Source organism: Streptomyces humi (assembly GCF_001005085.2).
In the GTDB taxonomy this organism is placed as follows: Bacteria; Actinomycetota; Actinomycetes; order Streptomycetales; family Streptomycetaceae; genus Streptomyces; species Streptomyces humi.
The window spans coordinates 11716-24997 of sequence record NZ_LBMU02000098.1; the positions used below are offsets into that span (position 1 = coordinate 11716).

Sequence of the window (13282 nt, forward strand, 5' to 3'; positions counted from 1 at the left end):
ACATCACCTGACGCATCTGGCGCGGAGGCTGGAGGCAGGAATGAGTACGACCACCGCACACACCCCTGAATCGGGCGAGCCCCTCGACGAGGGGCCGCCCGCCCGTCCGGTCCCGCGGCTGATCCAGAACGAGGCCACCACCGAGATCCCCGTCCATCTGCTCTTCCGCGACGACCCCGCGCCGGTGTCGGTGCCGCTGCGGCCCGCGGTCGTCGCCCGCCGGCAGGGCACCGGCGAACAGCCCCGGCTGCGGCGGCCGGCCCCGGCCAAGCCCCGGCCGGCCGCCACCGTCGACCCCGAACTGGTGGAACAGCCCGCGCGCGTGCTGCCCGGCGCGGCCGGGGTGCTCGCCGGGCTCGGCGGACTCGCCGGCGGCCTCGCCACCTCCTGGTGGGCCGGGGTGCTGCCGTCGCTGGCGGTGCACGCGCTGCGGCTGCCGGCGTCCGCGGGCGCGGGGCTCGGACCGGCGCAGTGGGCCGCGTACGCCGGGGCGGGCGCGCTCGGCGTGTGCGGTTTCGGGGGCCTCGCGCGCGGGGTGACCGGGCAGGCGTGGGTGCTCGGTCTGTTCGGCCGCTACCGGGGGACGGTCCGCCGCACCGGTCTGCTCTGGGTCAACCCCCTGCACCTGCGGCGCCGGGTCGATGTCCGGCTGCGGCACTGGCGCAGCGAGGAGATGCCGGCCGCGGACGGCAACGGCGTCGCGCTGCGGGTCGTCGTGCTGGTGGTGTGGCGGGTGCGGGACACCGCGCGGGCCGTGCTCGGCGTCGAGGACCACGAGACATATCTGCGCGAGTGTGTGGAGGCGGCGCTGGTCCGGGTGCCGGTGGAGGTGCCGGGCGGGGCGCGCGGTTCGGCGGAGGCGGCCACGGACGCGCTGACCCGGCGGGTGGCGGCGGACGCGGCCGGGATCGGCCTGGAGGTGTTCTCCGTGCAGCCGGTCCGGGTCGAGTACGCCCCGGAGGTGGCCGCGGCCATGCACCGGCGCCGGATCGCCGCGCTCGACGCCCAGCAGCGGGCCACCATGCTCACCTCCGTCGTGGACTCCGTGGAGGACACGGTGACCCGGCTGACCATGCGCGGCCTGGTCGAACTCGACGACTACGAACGCAAGGTGCTGGTGCGGGACCTGACGGTGGCGTTCTGCTCGGGGCGCACCGGGCCCACGTCGTGATTGGTATGGACATGTTCAATACTCGGCAATAATCTGGGACTTGGTCTAGACCTGCACGGCTCACCGAACCTCCCCCACGTTCACCAGGAGCGGCAGCATGCGTAAACGGACCAAGGTGTCGGCCGTCGTGCTCGGCGTGGCGACCGCCGGAGCCTTCGCACTCTCCACCGGCGGTGCCAGCGGGCACGGCTACACCGACCTCCCCATCAGCCGGCAGAAGCTCTGTGCCAACGGCACCGTGACCAACTGCGGCGACATCCAGTACGAGCCGCAGAGCGTCGAGGGTCCCAAGGGCTTCCCGGCGTCCGGTCCCGCCGACGGCCAGCTCTGCAACGGCGGGCTGAGCCGGTTCGCCCAGCTCAGCTCACCCACGACCCCGTCGGGCGGGGCCTGGCCCACGACCAGGGTGACGGGCGGTCAGACGTACACGTTCCGCTGGCAGTTCACGGCGATGCACGCCACGACCGACTTCAAGTACTACGTCACCAAACAGGGCTGGAACCAGAACCACGCCCTCGCCCGTTCGGACCTCAACACCACCCCGTTCCTCACCGTCCCCTACAACGGCCAGCGCCCGCCGGCCACCCTCAGCCACAGCGGCACCCTGCCGTCGGGGCTGAGCGGTCACCACGTGATCCTGGCGGTCTGGACGATCGCCGACACGGGCAACGCGTTCTACGCCTGCTCGGACGTCACGTTCTGACCGGAGTCGCTCGACGAGTACGTAACACCGGGTGGATCTGAGCTTCGCTTGAGGACCCGCCGCAGGCCAGGGGGGTACGTTCCGGCCGTGCCGGTCAGTCGGACCGGTGTGCGGACCGGGGGGCCCTCATGGACTTCATGGAAGCGTTCTTCTACGTCATTCCCGCCGTCTTCGTCGTTGTCGGGGTCCTCGGGGTGGTCAGGACGCTGCGGCGGTCGAGCGAGATCAGCCGGGCGTGGCGTCACGGGCGTACGGCCGAGGCGCGCTGCCTGCGGTCGTACACGACGACCAGCGGCGGCGGGGAGACGTCCGTGACGACCACGCTCCACCATGTGTACGAGTTCACGACGGCCGAGGGGCGGGCGGTCCGCATCGACGAGCGCAACGGGGCGCCGACCGTCGTCGAGGGGGACTTCGTGACGGTGTACTACCTGCCGGAGCGGCCCGAGAAGGCGACCGCGCAGCCGCCCGCGCAGGGGAGGCTGGCCGTGGGGACGGGGTGCTCGCTGGCCTTCTTCGTGGTGTTCATCGGGTTCTCGCTGGCCTTCATGGGGGCGGCGCACTTCATCTTCTCGGCGTGGACCGATGCCGCTCCGTGAGTGCCACGGTGTGTGGGTGCGGCTCTGCGGGTCCGCCGTGGTCGATCGCGCGGTTCCCCGCGCGCCTGCGGGGGCGCTCCACATCTGACGGTGTGTCAGTTATGCTGCCTGCTCATGGACTCCGAGATACGCACGATCGCTGAAGCGGTGGCCGCGCGATGGGGGGACCACCGGCCGGGGTTGTGGTGTGGGGAGCGGGTCTACAGTCACCATGAGGTGGCCGGTGGGGCCGCGACCCGGGCGGCTCTGCTGGAGGATCTGCTGCCGGCCGGGGGTGTGCCCCATGTCGGTGTGCTGCTCGACAACACCCCTGAGTTCCCGCTCTGGCTGGGAGCGGCCGCGCTGGCCGGGGCCGCCGTCGCCGGGATCAATCCGACCCGGCGGGGGAGCGAACTCGCCCGGGACATCCTGCACACCGAGTGCCCGGTGCTGGTCACCGAGCGGGCCCGGCTGCCGCTGCTCGCCGGACTCGAACTGCCGGGCGTCCGGATCCTCGTCACCGACGGGCCGGAGTACGGCGGTCTGCTCACCCCCTATCTCGGCGCCTTCCCGGACGCCTCCCGGGCCCGCCCCGCCGACCGGATGCTGCTCTACTTCACCTCGGGGTCCACGGGGGCTCCCAAGGCCGCGCTCTGCTCCCAGGGCAGGCTCGCGGCGGCCGGGCGGTCGCTGGTGGCGCAGTTCGGGCTGTCCGCCGACGACGTGCACTACGTCTGCATGCCGATGTTCCACGGCAACGCGGTGATCGCCGACTGGGCCCCCGCACTGGTGACGGGCGCCGGAGTGGCGTTGCGGCGGCGGTTCTCGGCGTCGGGCTTCCTGGCCGACGTGCGCCGGTACCGGGCCACCTACTTCACCTACGTCGGCCGCGCGGTGCAGTACGTACTGGCCACCGAGCCGCGCGCCGACGACCGCGACAACACGCTGCGGCTCGGCTTCGGGACGGAGGCCGGGGCCGTGGACGCGGCGGCCTTCGAGGAGCGGTTCGGGGTGCGGCTGGTCGAGGGGTACGGGTCCTCCGAGGGCGGGGCGGCCGTCCAGTGGTCGCCGGGGACCCCGGCCGGAGCGGTGGGACGGGCGGCGCCCGGTCTCGTCGTACTCGACCAGGAGTCGGGCGCGGAGTGCCCGGCGGCCGTCTTCGACTCCGGCGGGCGGCTGCTCAACGGGGAGCAGGCGATCGGGGAACTGGTGAACCGGGCGCCGAACCCCTTCGAGGGGTACTGGCGCAACCCCGGCGCGGAGGCCGAGCGGCGGCGGGGAGGCTGGTACTGGACCGGCGACCTCTTCTACCGGGACGCGGACGGCTACCTGTACTTCGCGGGGCGCACCGACGACCGGATCCGGGTCGACGGGGAGAACCTGGCCGCCGCGATGATCGAGAACATCCTGGCGCGGTACGAGGGGGCGGACGCCGTCGCCGTGTACGGGGTGCCGGATCCGGTGACCGGGGACCAGGTGATGGCGACGGTCGCCGGGCGGTTCGACCCGCTGGACTTCGCCGAGTTCCTGCTGGCCCAGCCCGACCTGGGGACGAAGATGGCGCCCCGGTTCGTGCGGGTGGTGGAGCGGATGCCGGTGACGGCCACCAACAAGATCCAGCGGGCCGCGCTGCGCGGTGAGGGGGTGCGGTGCCCGGACCCGGTGTGGTGGCGGCCGCCGGGGGAGCGCACGTACCGCAGGCTGACCCCCGGGGACGCCGAAGGGCCCCTCGTGTCCACGAGAGGCCCCTCTTCTGTGCGCCGCCAGGGACTCGAACCCCGGACCCGCTGATTAAGAGTCAGCTGCTCTAACCAACTGAGCTAGCGGCGCATGACTCTCGCCGACCGTCCGAACGTCGTTCTCGCGGTGGCGACGAAGAAAATACTACCTGGTCCGCGGGGGTGCTTCCGACCACGGACCGGGCCGCCGGGACGGGTCCTAGATGGCGAGGGACAGCAGGAGCGGGGCCGCGCCGCGGTTCAGGGTGTCGGCGGCCTGGCGGAGCCGGTGGGCGTGCTCGACCGGGAGGGACAGGGCCAGGCAGCCCACGGCCGAACCGGCGGTGATCGGGACCGCCGCGCACACCGTGCCGATCGCGTACTCCTGGAGGTCCAGGACGGGCACCGTCGGCGGCTGCGCCTCCAGGCGGGAGAGCAGCAGCTTGTCGCTGGTGATGGTGCGCGAGGTGAGACGGGCCATCTTGTGCCGGGAGAGGTGGTCGCGGCGGCCGTTGTGGTCGAGCTGGGTGAGCAGGCTCTTGCCGATCGCGGTGGCGTGCGCGGAGGAGCGGAAGTCCACCCACTCGTTGACCGCGGGGGTGGCCGGGCCGGCCGCGAACTGGCCGATCCGCACCTCGCCGTCGACGTACCGGCTGAGGTAGACGGCCGCGCCCACCGAGTCGCGCAGCCGGTCGAGGGTCCCCTGGAGCTGCTCGCCGAGGGCCCGCTCCCGGTCGTGCGCGGAACCGAGGCGGCGCAGGGTCTCACCGGTGACGTAGGCGCCGTCCGCGACCTGCTCGACGTAGCCCTCTCGGCGCAGCATGCGCAGCAGCCCGGTCAGCCGCTCGGGGTCCAGGCGGGTCAGGCGGGCCAGCTCGGTGTCGGTGACGCCGGCGGAGTGCCGTGCCACCGTCTCCAGGACACGCAGGGCGTCCTGGGCGGAGTGGTACGGGGCGGTCGGCTCGTGCTTCAGCGCCACGGTGGTCCCCCTGCGCTCGCTAGGCACTGCTACTGTCTGGCCGCGGTCCGGATGACGGATCCCCTCCACGATAACGGGCAAGCGGCCGAAACGGAGGGGGTGTTGAGGAGATTCCGGCGCTCCCAACTGCGACGAAGACCCGCTGGCATATGCCAGCGGAATGCCCCGGCCGCCGGACCTCGCCTGATCGTGCGTTCACTTCCTGTAGTCATGGGACTGCGTTGGGAAACTTTTACGACGTGGCGATGGAAATATCTACAGCACCGCGCTGAGGAACTCCCGGGTCCGCTCCTGCTCGGGGTCGCTGAAGATCCGCTCCGGGGGACCCGCCTCGATGATCCGGCCCGAGTCGAACATCAGGACCTGGTCGGAGATGTCCCGGGCGAAGTTCATCTCGTGGGTCACGCAGAGCATCGTGATGTCGGTGGTGCGGGCGATGTCCCTGAGCAGGTCGAGCACGCCCGCGACCAGCTCGGGGTCGAGCGCCGAGGTCACCTCGTCGAGGAGCAGCACCTTCGGCCGCATGGCCAGCGCGCGGGCGATCGCGACCCGCTGCTGCTGTCCGCCGGAGAGCTTCGTCGGCCGGGCGTCGGCCTTGTCGGCGAGGCCCACCAGGTCCAGCAGTTCCCGGGCGCGCGCCTCCGCCTCGTCCTTGGACAGGCCGAGCACGGTCGTCGGCGCCTCGGTGATGTTGCGCAGCACGGTCATGTTCGGGAACAGGTTGAACTGCTGGAACACCATCCCGATCTGCTTGCGGACGTCCCGCAGCTCCTTCTCCGACGCCGGGAAGAGCCGCTGCCCGTCGACGGTGATGGTGCCGGTGTCCGGTTCGGTCAGGGTCATCAGCAGCCGCAGGATCGTGGTCTTGCCCGACCCGGAGGGCCCGATCAGGGTGACGTGCCGGCCGGCCTGGACGCTCAGGTCGAGTCCGTCGAGGACGGTGTTGTCCCCGAACCGCTTGGTGATCCCCTCCAGGCGGATGAGTTCGGGGGACGTCGTGCCGGTCGTGGCCGGCTGATCGTCGTTCTGCTTGCTGGTCTCAACGGACAAGGCGACGCTCCAGGGTGCGCAGGAGAAGGGAGGCGAGGTAGGAGATGACGATGAAGGCGACGCCGATCACCGTCACCGGCTCGGTGAACTGGAAGTGCTGCTGGGAGAAGAGCCGCGCCTGCCCGAGCATCTCGAGGACGGTGATCGACATCAGGATCGGCGTGTCCTTGAGCATCGAGATCACGTAGTTGCCGAGCGGCGGCACCACCCGGCGCAGCGCCTGCGGCAGGATCACCACCGCCCAGGTGCGCCGGGCCGGCAGGCTGAGCGCCGTCGCCGCCTCCCACTGGCCGGCCGGCACCGCCTCGATGCCGGCCCGGTAGACCTGCATGGTGTACGTCGAGTAGTGCAGCCCGATCGCGAAGACCCCGGTGGTCAGCGCGGAGAAGGTCAGCCCCCACTCGGGCAGCACGTAGAACAGGAAGAACAGCTGCACCAGCAGCGGGGTGTTGCGCACGAACTCGGTCAGCACCCCGACCGGCCAGCGCACCCACCTGGTGGGGGTCCGCATCAGCAGCGTCCACACCAGTCCCAGCGTGAACGCGATCACCGAGCCGAGCGCCAGTGCCTGGAGGGTGACCAGCAGGCCGTCCCAGAAGTGCGGCATGAACTCGCTGACGGCACTCCAGTCCCACTTCACGCGACACCACCGACCCCGGTCGTCTCCCTGCGCTTGGCCGCCCGCGCGGTGCGCTCGTTCCCCGGGTCCTTGCCGATCCCGGCCTTCAGCCGCTTCTCGAGCCCACGCATCAGCCGGGTGATGACGAACGCGATCACGAAGTAGATGACCAGCAGATACGTGTAGATGTGCGCGCTCTCCTGCAACGCCAGCCGCACCAGGTTCCCGCTGAAGGCGAGGTCGCCCATGCCGGTGATCGACACCAGCGCGGTGCCCTTGAGCAGCTCGACGAGCAGGTTGCAGTACGACGGGATCATCTCCGGCACGGCCTGCGGCAGCAGGATCAGCCGCAGCCGCTGCCAGGGCGTGAAGCTGAGTGCGATCCCGCCCTCCCGCTGCGCCGGGTCGACCGCGTTCAGCGCCCCGCGCACGATCTCCGCGCCGTACGCGCCGTACGTCAGCCCGAGCGCCAGCGTGCCCGCCCACAGCGGCACCAGCTGCCAGCCGAAGGCGACCGGCAGCACGAAGAACACCCAGAAGATCATCACCAGCGCCGAGGTGCCGCGGAACACCTCGGTGTACAGGCCGGCGAGGAACCGCACGAACCAGAGCCGGTTCGTCCGCGCCACGCCCACCACGAGGGCCACGGCCGTCATCAGCAGCCCGCTGAGCACCAGGAGCTGAAGGGTCGTCCAGGTGCCCTTGAGCACGAGTTCCCAGAGTCCGGAGGTCATCCGCTCCTGCCTCCCCCGCACAGCTCCTTCGCCGTCAGGTCGGTCATCTCGGCCTGGGTGAAGCCGAACGGCTTCAGGATCCGCAGCAGTTCGCCGGTCTGCTTCAGCTTGCGCAGCTCCACGTTGAAGGCGTCCCGCAGCCGCGTCTCCGCCGACCGGAACGCGAACGCGCCCCCGTCGATCTGCGGCTTGCCGCCCACGAGCGGCGCGAACGGCTTGGTCGACTCGGTCTTGGCGGACTTCTTGACGACGTCGCGGACGGTGACCGCGGTCCCGGCGAACACGTCGACCCGCCCCGCCTCCACCGCGTTCAGCCCGGCGACCTGGTCGGGCACGATCAGGATGTCGCTCTGCCGGTACCCGGCCTCGACCGCGTGCTGGATCTGGGCGTAGCCCGTCCCCGTGGCGAACTTCGCCTTCTTCGCGACGACGTCCCGGTAGCTGTGCAGCCCCTTGGGATTGCCCTTGCGCACCACGAACGAGTCGAGCATCTGGTAGTCCGGGTCGGCGAAGATCACCTGCCGGCAGCGTTCCGGGGTGACGTACATCCCGGCGGCCACGACATCGAACTGCTGCGAATTCAGTCCGGGAATCAGCGAACCGAACTCGGTGGGCACCGGCTGCACCTTGTCGACCCCGAGCCGCTTGAAGATCGCCTTCGCCAACTCCGGTGCCTCACCGGTCAGACGGCCGTCCTTGCCGATGTACCCGAAGGGAATCTCACCGGCGATCCCGAGCCGTACGACACCCTGGGCACGCAGGCGTTGCAGCAGGTCACCGCCCTTGGTGGTGGAGGCGGTGGCCACCCGCGTACACCCGGCGGCGGCCAGGGCGCCGACAGCCGCGGCACCCGCGAGCACCGCCCGCCGAGAATGTCTGGATTCATACCCAGATGTGTCTGTGTCGTTCCCATGTGGTGGAGCCATGGCGGCGCGGCTACCCGGACCCATCCGACTTATGCACCATGGATTGCATGGGCAATCGACACATCGAAGTCTCGCTGGTCAAGCGTGGAGTCACCGCCACGGCCCGCCTCCTGGACGACCGCGCCCCGCTCACCTGCGCCGCCGTCTGGAACGCTCTGCCGCTCTCCGGCGATGTCTACCACGCCAAGTACGCGCGCAACGAGATCTACGCACTGTTCCCGCCATTCGCGGAGACGGAACCGCCCCTGGAGAACCCGACCGTCACCCCCGTCCCCGGCGACCTCTGCTACTTCTCCTTCGCCGGCACGGAGTTGGCCACCCGGGCCTACGGCTACGACCGGGAGGTGCACCCCGGCACCACCCTGGTCGACCTGGCCGTCTTCTACGAACGCAACAACCTGCTGCTCAACGGGGACGTGGGATGGGTGCCGGGGATCGTCTGGGGGCAGATCACCGAGGGCCTCACCGAACTGGCCGACGCCTGCAACGACCTGTGGCGGAACGGGGCCGCGGGCGAACGGCTGGCGTTCCGCGCCGTATGACCCCTAGGCCACCACGGCGCCCTCCGGCGGTGCCGTGGCCACGCCCGCCTCGTACAGCGCGTGGGCCGCTCGCAGTACCAGGTCGTCTCGGTGGCGGGCGGCGACGATCTGCAATCCGACCGGCAGCCCGGCGGCGTCCTTCCCCACCGGGACCGTCGCCGCCGGCTGCTGGGTCAGGTTGAAGGGGTAGGTGAACGGGGTCCAGCCCGTCCAGCGGCGGTGGGCCGAGCCGCCCGGGACCTCCCGGCCCGCCTCGAACGCCGTGACCGGCAGGGTCGGCGTCACCAGCAGGTCGTGGCGTTCGTGGAAGAGACCCATCCGGCGGCCCAGGTCCATCCGGACGTCCACCGCGGCGAGATAGTCGAGCGCGCTGAGCCGGGCACCGGCCGCGGAGATCTCCCGCAGCCCCGGGTCGAGCGACGCGCGCTGCCCGGGGGAGAGTCGCTGCGTCACCCGGGCCGCGCCCGCGAACCACAGCGTGTGGAACGCCGCCACCGGATCGCTGAAGTCCGGGTCGGCCTCCTCGACGTACGCCCCCAGCCCGGCCAGCCCGGACACCGCCCGCCGGACCGTCGACGCGACCGCCGGGTCCACCGCCACCTGCCCGCCCAGGGACGGCGAGAAGGCCACCCGCAGGCCGCGCACGCCCTCGTCGAGGACCGTCGAGAAGGGCCCCGGCGCCGGCGCGAGAGCCGACCAGTCCCGGGCGTCCGGGGCGCCGATCACGTCGAGCAGCAGGGCCGCGTCGGCCGCGTCCCGGGTCATCGGGCCCACGTGCGAGAGCGTGCCGAAGGCGCTCGCGGGATGGAGCGGGACGCGGCCGTACGTCGGTTTCAGGCCGAAGATCCCGCAGAACGCGGCCGGGATCCGGACGCTGCCGCCGCCGTCCGTGCCCAGGGACAGCGGCCCCGCGCCCAGGGCGACGGCCGCCGCGCTGCCGCCGCTGGAGCCGCCGGCGGTGCGCGAGGGGTCGTACGGGTTGCGGGTGATCCCGGACAGCGGGGAGTCCGTCACGCCCTTCCAGCCGTACTCCGGAGTGGTCGTCTTGCCGACGAACACCGCGCCGTGCTCGCGCAGCCGGGCGACCGAGGGCGCGTCCTCGTCCCAGCTCCCCGACGGAGAGACGGTTCTGGAGCCGCGCAGGGTCGGATGGCCGCGCAGCAGCAGGATGTCCTTCACCGTCACCGGCACCCCGTCCAGCAGGCCCCGCGGCTCGCCCCGCCGCCACCGCTCCTGCGACGCCCGGGCCCGCGCCAGGGCCTCCTCCTCCAGGAGGCGGACGAACGCGTTGACCGCCGGCTGGATCCGCGCCGCCCGCTCCAGGGCCGCCCGGGTCACCTCCTCGGGGCCGAACTCACCCTTGCGGTAGCCGTCCAGGAGTCGTCGGGCGGTGAGGTCGGTCAGCTGCATGGGCCCCTCCCGAGGGTCAGTGACCTGGCACGTATCCGCGCTTCTTGTCGACCACGTTCAGCAGAGATCTGCCCGCCGCCCAGCGCTCGTACAACTCCACGAACTGGGCGCCCAGTTCGTCCCGCCAGCCGACCGTGTCACCGCTCATGTGCGGGGAGACGACCAGACCCGGCACCCCCCACAACGGGCTGTCGGCGGGGAGGGGTTCGGTGGCGAAGACGTCCAGGGCCGCGGCGGCGATCCAGCGTCTGGTGAGCGCCTGGACGAGCGCGTCCTCGTCGACCAGCGGGCCCCGCCCGACGTTGACGAAGCAGGCCGACGGCTGCATCACACCGAAGCGGCGCGCGTCGAACATGCCGTGCGTCTGCTCGGTCAGCGGGGCGGCGGCGATCACCCAGTCCGCCCGGGACATCAGCCGGTCCAGGTCCTCGGGGCCGTGGATGCCGGTCCGCGGCACCCGGCCGACCAGCGCGGTCGTCACGCCGAGCGCCTTCAGGGTGCGGACGATCGCCCGCCCGATCGGCCCGGAACCGACCACGCAGGCCCGCGTGCCGGCCACCCGGCGCGCCTCGCGGTGCCGCCAGGTCCGTTCCCGTTGCAGATCCAGGGTCCGCGGCAGGTCCTTGGCGAGCGCCAGCACCAGCGCCGCCACGTACTCGGCGATCGGCTGGTCGAAGACCCCGCGCGCGTTGGTGACGACCGTGTCCGACGCGACCAGCTCGGGACACATCAGATGGTCCACGCCCGCGCTCGCGGTGTGCACCCAGCGCGGCCGGGGCCCCGGCCCCGGCCAGGCCTCGCGCACCGCGCGCGAGGCGAAGTCCCAGACCAGGAGGACGTCGGCGGCCGGCAGCCGGGCGGCGAGGCCGGCCGCGTCGGTGCGCACGATCCGGGCGCGGCCGGTGAGCCGGCCGAGACGAGGCGGCGGGTCGGCGTCGAGGACCAGCACGGTGGGCACAGGCGGCGTCATTTCGGGGCGGTCTCCCGGCGTCCGGCAGCGTCTGGCATGGGCGAATGGAACGTCTGAGATGCGCGGATTGACCACGCTCGCACCCGAACCTACCTTCGTCAACACGGGCGTATCCGTCGACCGTTGCCCCCTCGTCCTCCAGCGTGAGGCCGGTGACCCCCATGGACGTCTCCTTTCTGGGCGGGCCTCGCCCCCAGCGCGGTGTGGGCGTCGTGGCGCCCTTCGACTTCGCGCTCGACCGCGAGCTGTGGCGCTGGGTCCCGGACGACGTCTCCCTGCACCTGACGAGGACCCCCTTCGTGCCCGTCGAGGTCAGCCTCGACCTGGCCCGGCTGGTCAGCGAGCACGAGACGCTCGGTGAGGCGGTGCGCGCGCTGACCGCCGTCGCACCCGAGGTCGTCGCCTACGCCTGCACCTCCGGCAGCTTCGTCGGCGGGATCGCCGGCGAGCGCGCGATGTGCGAGGCGATGACCCGCTCCGGCGCGGTGCCCTCCCTCACCACCTCCGGCGCGCTCCTCGACGCGCTGACCGAGCTGGGCGTACGGCGGCTGGCGCTGGTCACCCCGTACACCGAGTCGGTGACCCGGGCCCTCGCGCAGTACGTGGCGGAGGCGGGCGTACGGGTCGCGGGCTGCGCGTTCATGGGGCTGACCCGGCACATCTGGCAGGTGCAGTACCGGGAGGTGGTGGCCATGGCGCGGCGGGCGGTACGGCCCGGGGCCGCCGACGCCCTGTTCATCTCCTGCACCAACCTCCCCACCTACGACGTCATCCCCCAGCTGGAGGCCGAGCTGCGGGTCCCCGTCCTGTCGGCCAACCAGGTCACGATGTGGGCGGCGCTGCGCAGGCTGGGTACCCGAGCGGTTGGGCCCTATCAGACGCTGGTCCGTCATCCCGACGGATCCGTGCCGCGGGAGTGGCCCGTACTGCCGGAAGAACAGCAGGAAGGGTGGACATGACAGCGCTCGGACTCCTCTACCCGGGGCACTCCGCCGAGGACGACTATCCCCGTATCGAGCAGCTCCTCGGCAGCGACATCCGGGTGGACGTCGTCCACACCGACATCGGCGAGGACGCGCACCGGGTGGACGCGCTCCGCGAGATGGGTTCCGCCGACCGGCTCGCCGCCGGGGTGGCGGAACTGCGGCTCGCGGGCGCGGACGCGGTGGTGTGGGCGTGCACCAGCGGAAGCTTCGTGTACGGCTGGGAGGGCGCCCAGCAGCAGGTCCGCGACCTCGCCCGGGCGGCCGGGCTGCCGGCGTCGGCGACGCCCTTCGCGTTCGTGCACGCGGCGCGGGAGCTCGGCGTACGACGGGTGGCGGTCGGCGCGACCTACCCGGACGACGTGGCCCAGCTCTTCGCGGACTTCCTGCGGGCCGGCGGCCTGGAGGTGACCGGCGTGCGCTCCGCGGGGATCGTCACGGCGGCCGAGGTGGGGACGTGGGGGGAGGAGGAGGTCCTCACGCTGGCGCGCGCCGCGGACGCGGGTGAGCCCGAGGCGGTGCTCCTGCCGGACACGGCACTGCACACGGCGGCGCACCTGCCGCTGCTGGAGAAGGCGCTCTCCAAGCCGGTGCTCACGGCGAACCAGGTGACGGTGTGGGAGGGGCTGCGCCTGGCGGACCGGCGGGTGAACGCGCCGGCCCTGGGCACCCTGTTCACCCGCGAACCCCTCGTACAGGCCTGACCGCCCCACCACACCCGGGCCCACTCACCCGGCGCCCCGTAGGGGCGCGGGGAACCGCGCGAGGCATCAGGGACCCCCGCCCCCTGACCCCGGTCTCTCACCCAGCGCCCCGGAGGGGCGCGGGGAACCGCGCGATCAGCCCCCACCGGCCCGCGGGCCGGTGCGAGCAGCCCCCACCGGCCCGCGGCCGGGATA

At 72.2% G+C, this 13282-nt stretch carries 14 protein-coding genes and 1 tRNA gene; 7 read left to right on the forward strand and 8 right to left on the reverse strand.

The window, feature by feature from the left end:
• The first annotated feature begins 40 nt into the window (after positions 1–40).
• The 4 genes from AAW13_RS37060 (at position 41) to AAW13_RS37075 (ending at position 4243) form a co-directional block, all read left to right on the forward strand.
• A complete protein-coding gene (locus tag AAW13_RS37060; RefSeq protein WP_046731058.1) occupies positions 41–1171 on the forward strand; it encodes an SPFH domain-containing protein in 1131 nt (376 codons plus the stop codon).
• A gap of 97 nt (positions 1172–1268) precedes the next feature.
• The gene (locus AAW13_RS37065; RefSeq protein ID WP_046731057.1) at positions 1269–1874 is read left to right on the forward strand and encodes a lytic polysaccharide monooxygenase auxiliary activity family 9 protein; all 606 of its coding nucleotides are present in this window, start codon (positions 1269–1271) and stop codon (positions 1872–1874) included.
• A gap of 128 nt (positions 1875–2002) precedes the next feature.
• Positions 2003–2473, forward strand: coding sequence for a DUF3592 domain-containing protein (locus AAW13_RS37070; protein WP_338059078.1), 471 nt, complete (start codon positions 2003–2005; stop codon positions 2471–2473).
• Between the two features lie 114 nt (positions 2474–2587).
• Positions 2588–4243, forward strand: coding sequence for a long-chain-fatty-acid--CoA ligase (locus AAW13_RS37075; RefSeq protein WP_071659810.1), 1656 nt, complete (start codon positions 2588–2590; stop codon positions 4241–4243).
• On the opposite strand, the gene AAW13_RS37080 is transcribed toward AAW13_RS37075, so the two are convergent.
• The 6 genes from AAW13_RS37080 to ehuB form a co-directional block, all read right to left on the reverse strand.
• Positions 4209–4282: transfer RNA gene (locus tag AAW13_RS37080), tRNA-Lys, on the reverse strand. The genes AAW13_RS37075 and AAW13_RS37080 overlap by 35 nt on opposite strands.
• A 108-nt stretch (positions 4283–4390) precedes the next feature.
• Positions 4391–5149 carry an IclR family transcriptional regulator gene (locus tag AAW13_RS37085; RefSeq protein WP_046731055.1) on the reverse strand — a complete coding sequence of 253 codons (759 nt, stop codon included), beginning with the start codon at positions 5147–5149 and terminating at the stop codon, positions 4391–4393.
• A 255-nt stretch (positions 5150–5404) separates the two neighbouring features.
• Positions 5405–6199, reverse strand: coding sequence for an ectoine/hydroxyectoine ABC transporter ATP-binding protein EhuA (ehuA, locus tag AAW13_RS37090; RefSeq protein ID WP_046731054.1), 795 nt, complete (start codon positions 6197–6199; stop codon positions 5405–5407).
• Positions 6189–6839, reverse strand: coding sequence for an ectoine/hydroxyectoine ABC transporter permease subunit EhuD (ehuD, locus tag AAW13_RS37095; RefSeq protein WP_046731053.1), 651 nt, complete (start codon positions 6837–6839; stop codon positions 6189–6191). The genes ehuA and ehuD overlap by 11 nt, the downstream gene beginning before the upstream one ends.
• Entirely contained in the window at positions 6836–7552 is a 717-nt protein-coding gene (gene ehuC, locus AAW13_RS37100) for an ectoine/hydroxyectoine ABC transporter permease subunit EhuC (protein WP_046731052.1), read from the reverse strand. The genes ehuD and ehuC overlap by 4 nt, the downstream gene beginning before the upstream one ends.
• Positions 7549–8478 (reverse strand): ectoine/hydroxyectoine ABC transporter substrate-binding protein EhuB, encoded by a 930-nt coding sequence (gene ehuB, locus AAW13_RS37105; RefSeq protein WP_046731051.1) that lies wholly within the window; start codon positions 8476–8478, stop codon positions 7549–7551. The genes ehuC and ehuB overlap by 4 nt, the downstream gene beginning before the upstream one ends.
• A gap of 47 nt (positions 8479–8525) precedes the next feature.
• On the opposite strand from ehuB, the gene AAW13_RS37110 reads away from it, so the two are divergent.
• A complete protein-coding gene (locus tag AAW13_RS37110) occupies positions 8526–9020 on the forward strand; it encodes a DUF3830 family protein (protein WP_046731050.1) in 495 nt (164 codons plus the stop codon).
• Between the two features lie 3 nt (positions 9021–9023).
• Here the strand turns inward: AAW13_RS37110 and AAW13_RS37115 are convergent, their stop codons facing one another.
• Positions 9024–10430 carry an amidase gene (locus AAW13_RS37115; RefSeq protein WP_046731049.1) on the reverse strand — a complete coding sequence of 469 codons (1407 nt, stop codon included), beginning with the start codon at positions 10428–10430 and terminating at the stop codon, positions 9024–9026.
• 16 nt (positions 10431–10446) lie between these two features.
• Positions 10447–11400: a D-2-hydroxyacid dehydrogenase gene (locus AAW13_RS37120; protein ID WP_046731048.1), complete on the reverse strand. Its 954-nt coding sequence runs from the start codon at positions 11398–11400 to the stop codon at positions 10447–10449.
• 161 nt (positions 11401–11561) lie between these two features.
• On the opposite strand from AAW13_RS37120, the gene AAW13_RS37125 reads away from it, so the two are divergent.
• Positions 11562–12359, forward strand: coding sequence for a maleate cis-trans isomerase family protein (locus AAW13_RS37125; protein ID WP_046731047.1), 798 nt, complete (start codon positions 11562–11564; stop codon positions 12357–12359).
• Complete coding sequence (locus AAW13_RS37130; protein WP_046731046.1) at positions 12356–13087, forward strand: maleate cis-trans isomerase family protein; 732 nt, start codon at positions 12356–12358, stop codon at positions 13085–13087. The genes AAW13_RS37125 and AAW13_RS37130 overlap by 4 nt, the downstream gene beginning before the upstream one ends.
• The last annotated feature ends 195 nt before the right edge of the window (positions 13088–13282 follow it).

Excerpts from the sequence above, each read along its gene's own strand:
- AAW13_RS37120 (WP_046731048.1), bottom strand. The coding sequence starts at position 11,400 with ATGACGCCGCCTGTGCCCACCGTGCTGGTCCTCGACGCCGACCCGCCG.
- AAW13_RS37070 (WP_338059078.1), top strand. The coding sequence starts at position 2,003 with ATGGACTTCATGGAAGCGTTCTTCTACGTCATTCCCGCCGTCTTCGTC.
- AAW13_RS37110 (WP_046731050.1), top strand. The coding sequence starts at position 8,526 with ATGGGCAATCGACACATCGAAGTCTCGCTGGTCAAGCGTGGAGTCACC.
- AAW13_RS37060 (WP_046731058.1), top strand. The coding sequence starts at position 41 with ATGAGTACGACCACCGCACACACCCCTGAATCGGGCGAGCCCCTCGAC.
- ehuB (WP_046731051.1), bottom strand. The coding sequence starts at position 8,478 with ATGGCTCCACCACATGGGAACGACACAGACACATCTGGGTATGAATCC.
- AAW13_RS37065 (WP_046731057.1), top strand. The coding sequence starts at position 1,269 with ATGCGTAAACGGACCAAGGTGTCGGCCGTCGTGCTCGGCGTGGCGACC.
- AAW13_RS37130 (WP_046731046.1), top strand. The coding sequence starts at position 12,356 with ATGACAGCGCTCGGACTCCTCTACCCGGGGCACTCCGCCGAGGACGAC.
- AAW13_RS37115 (WP_046731049.1), bottom strand. The coding sequence starts at position 10,430 with ATGCAGCTGACCGACCTCACCGCCCGACGACTCCTGGACGGCTACCGC.
- AAW13_RS37075 (WP_071659810.1), top strand. The coding sequence starts at position 2,588 with ATGGACTCCGAGATACGCACGATCGCTGAAGCGGTGGCCGCGCGATGG.
- ehuC (WP_046731052.1), bottom strand. The coding sequence starts at position 7,552 with ATGACCTCCGGACTCTGGGAACTCGTGCTCAAGGGCACCTGGACGACC.
- AAW13_RS37125 (WP_046731047.1), top strand. The coding sequence starts at position 11,562 with ATGGACGTCTCCTTTCTGGGCGGGCCTCGCCCCCAGCGCGGTGTGGGC.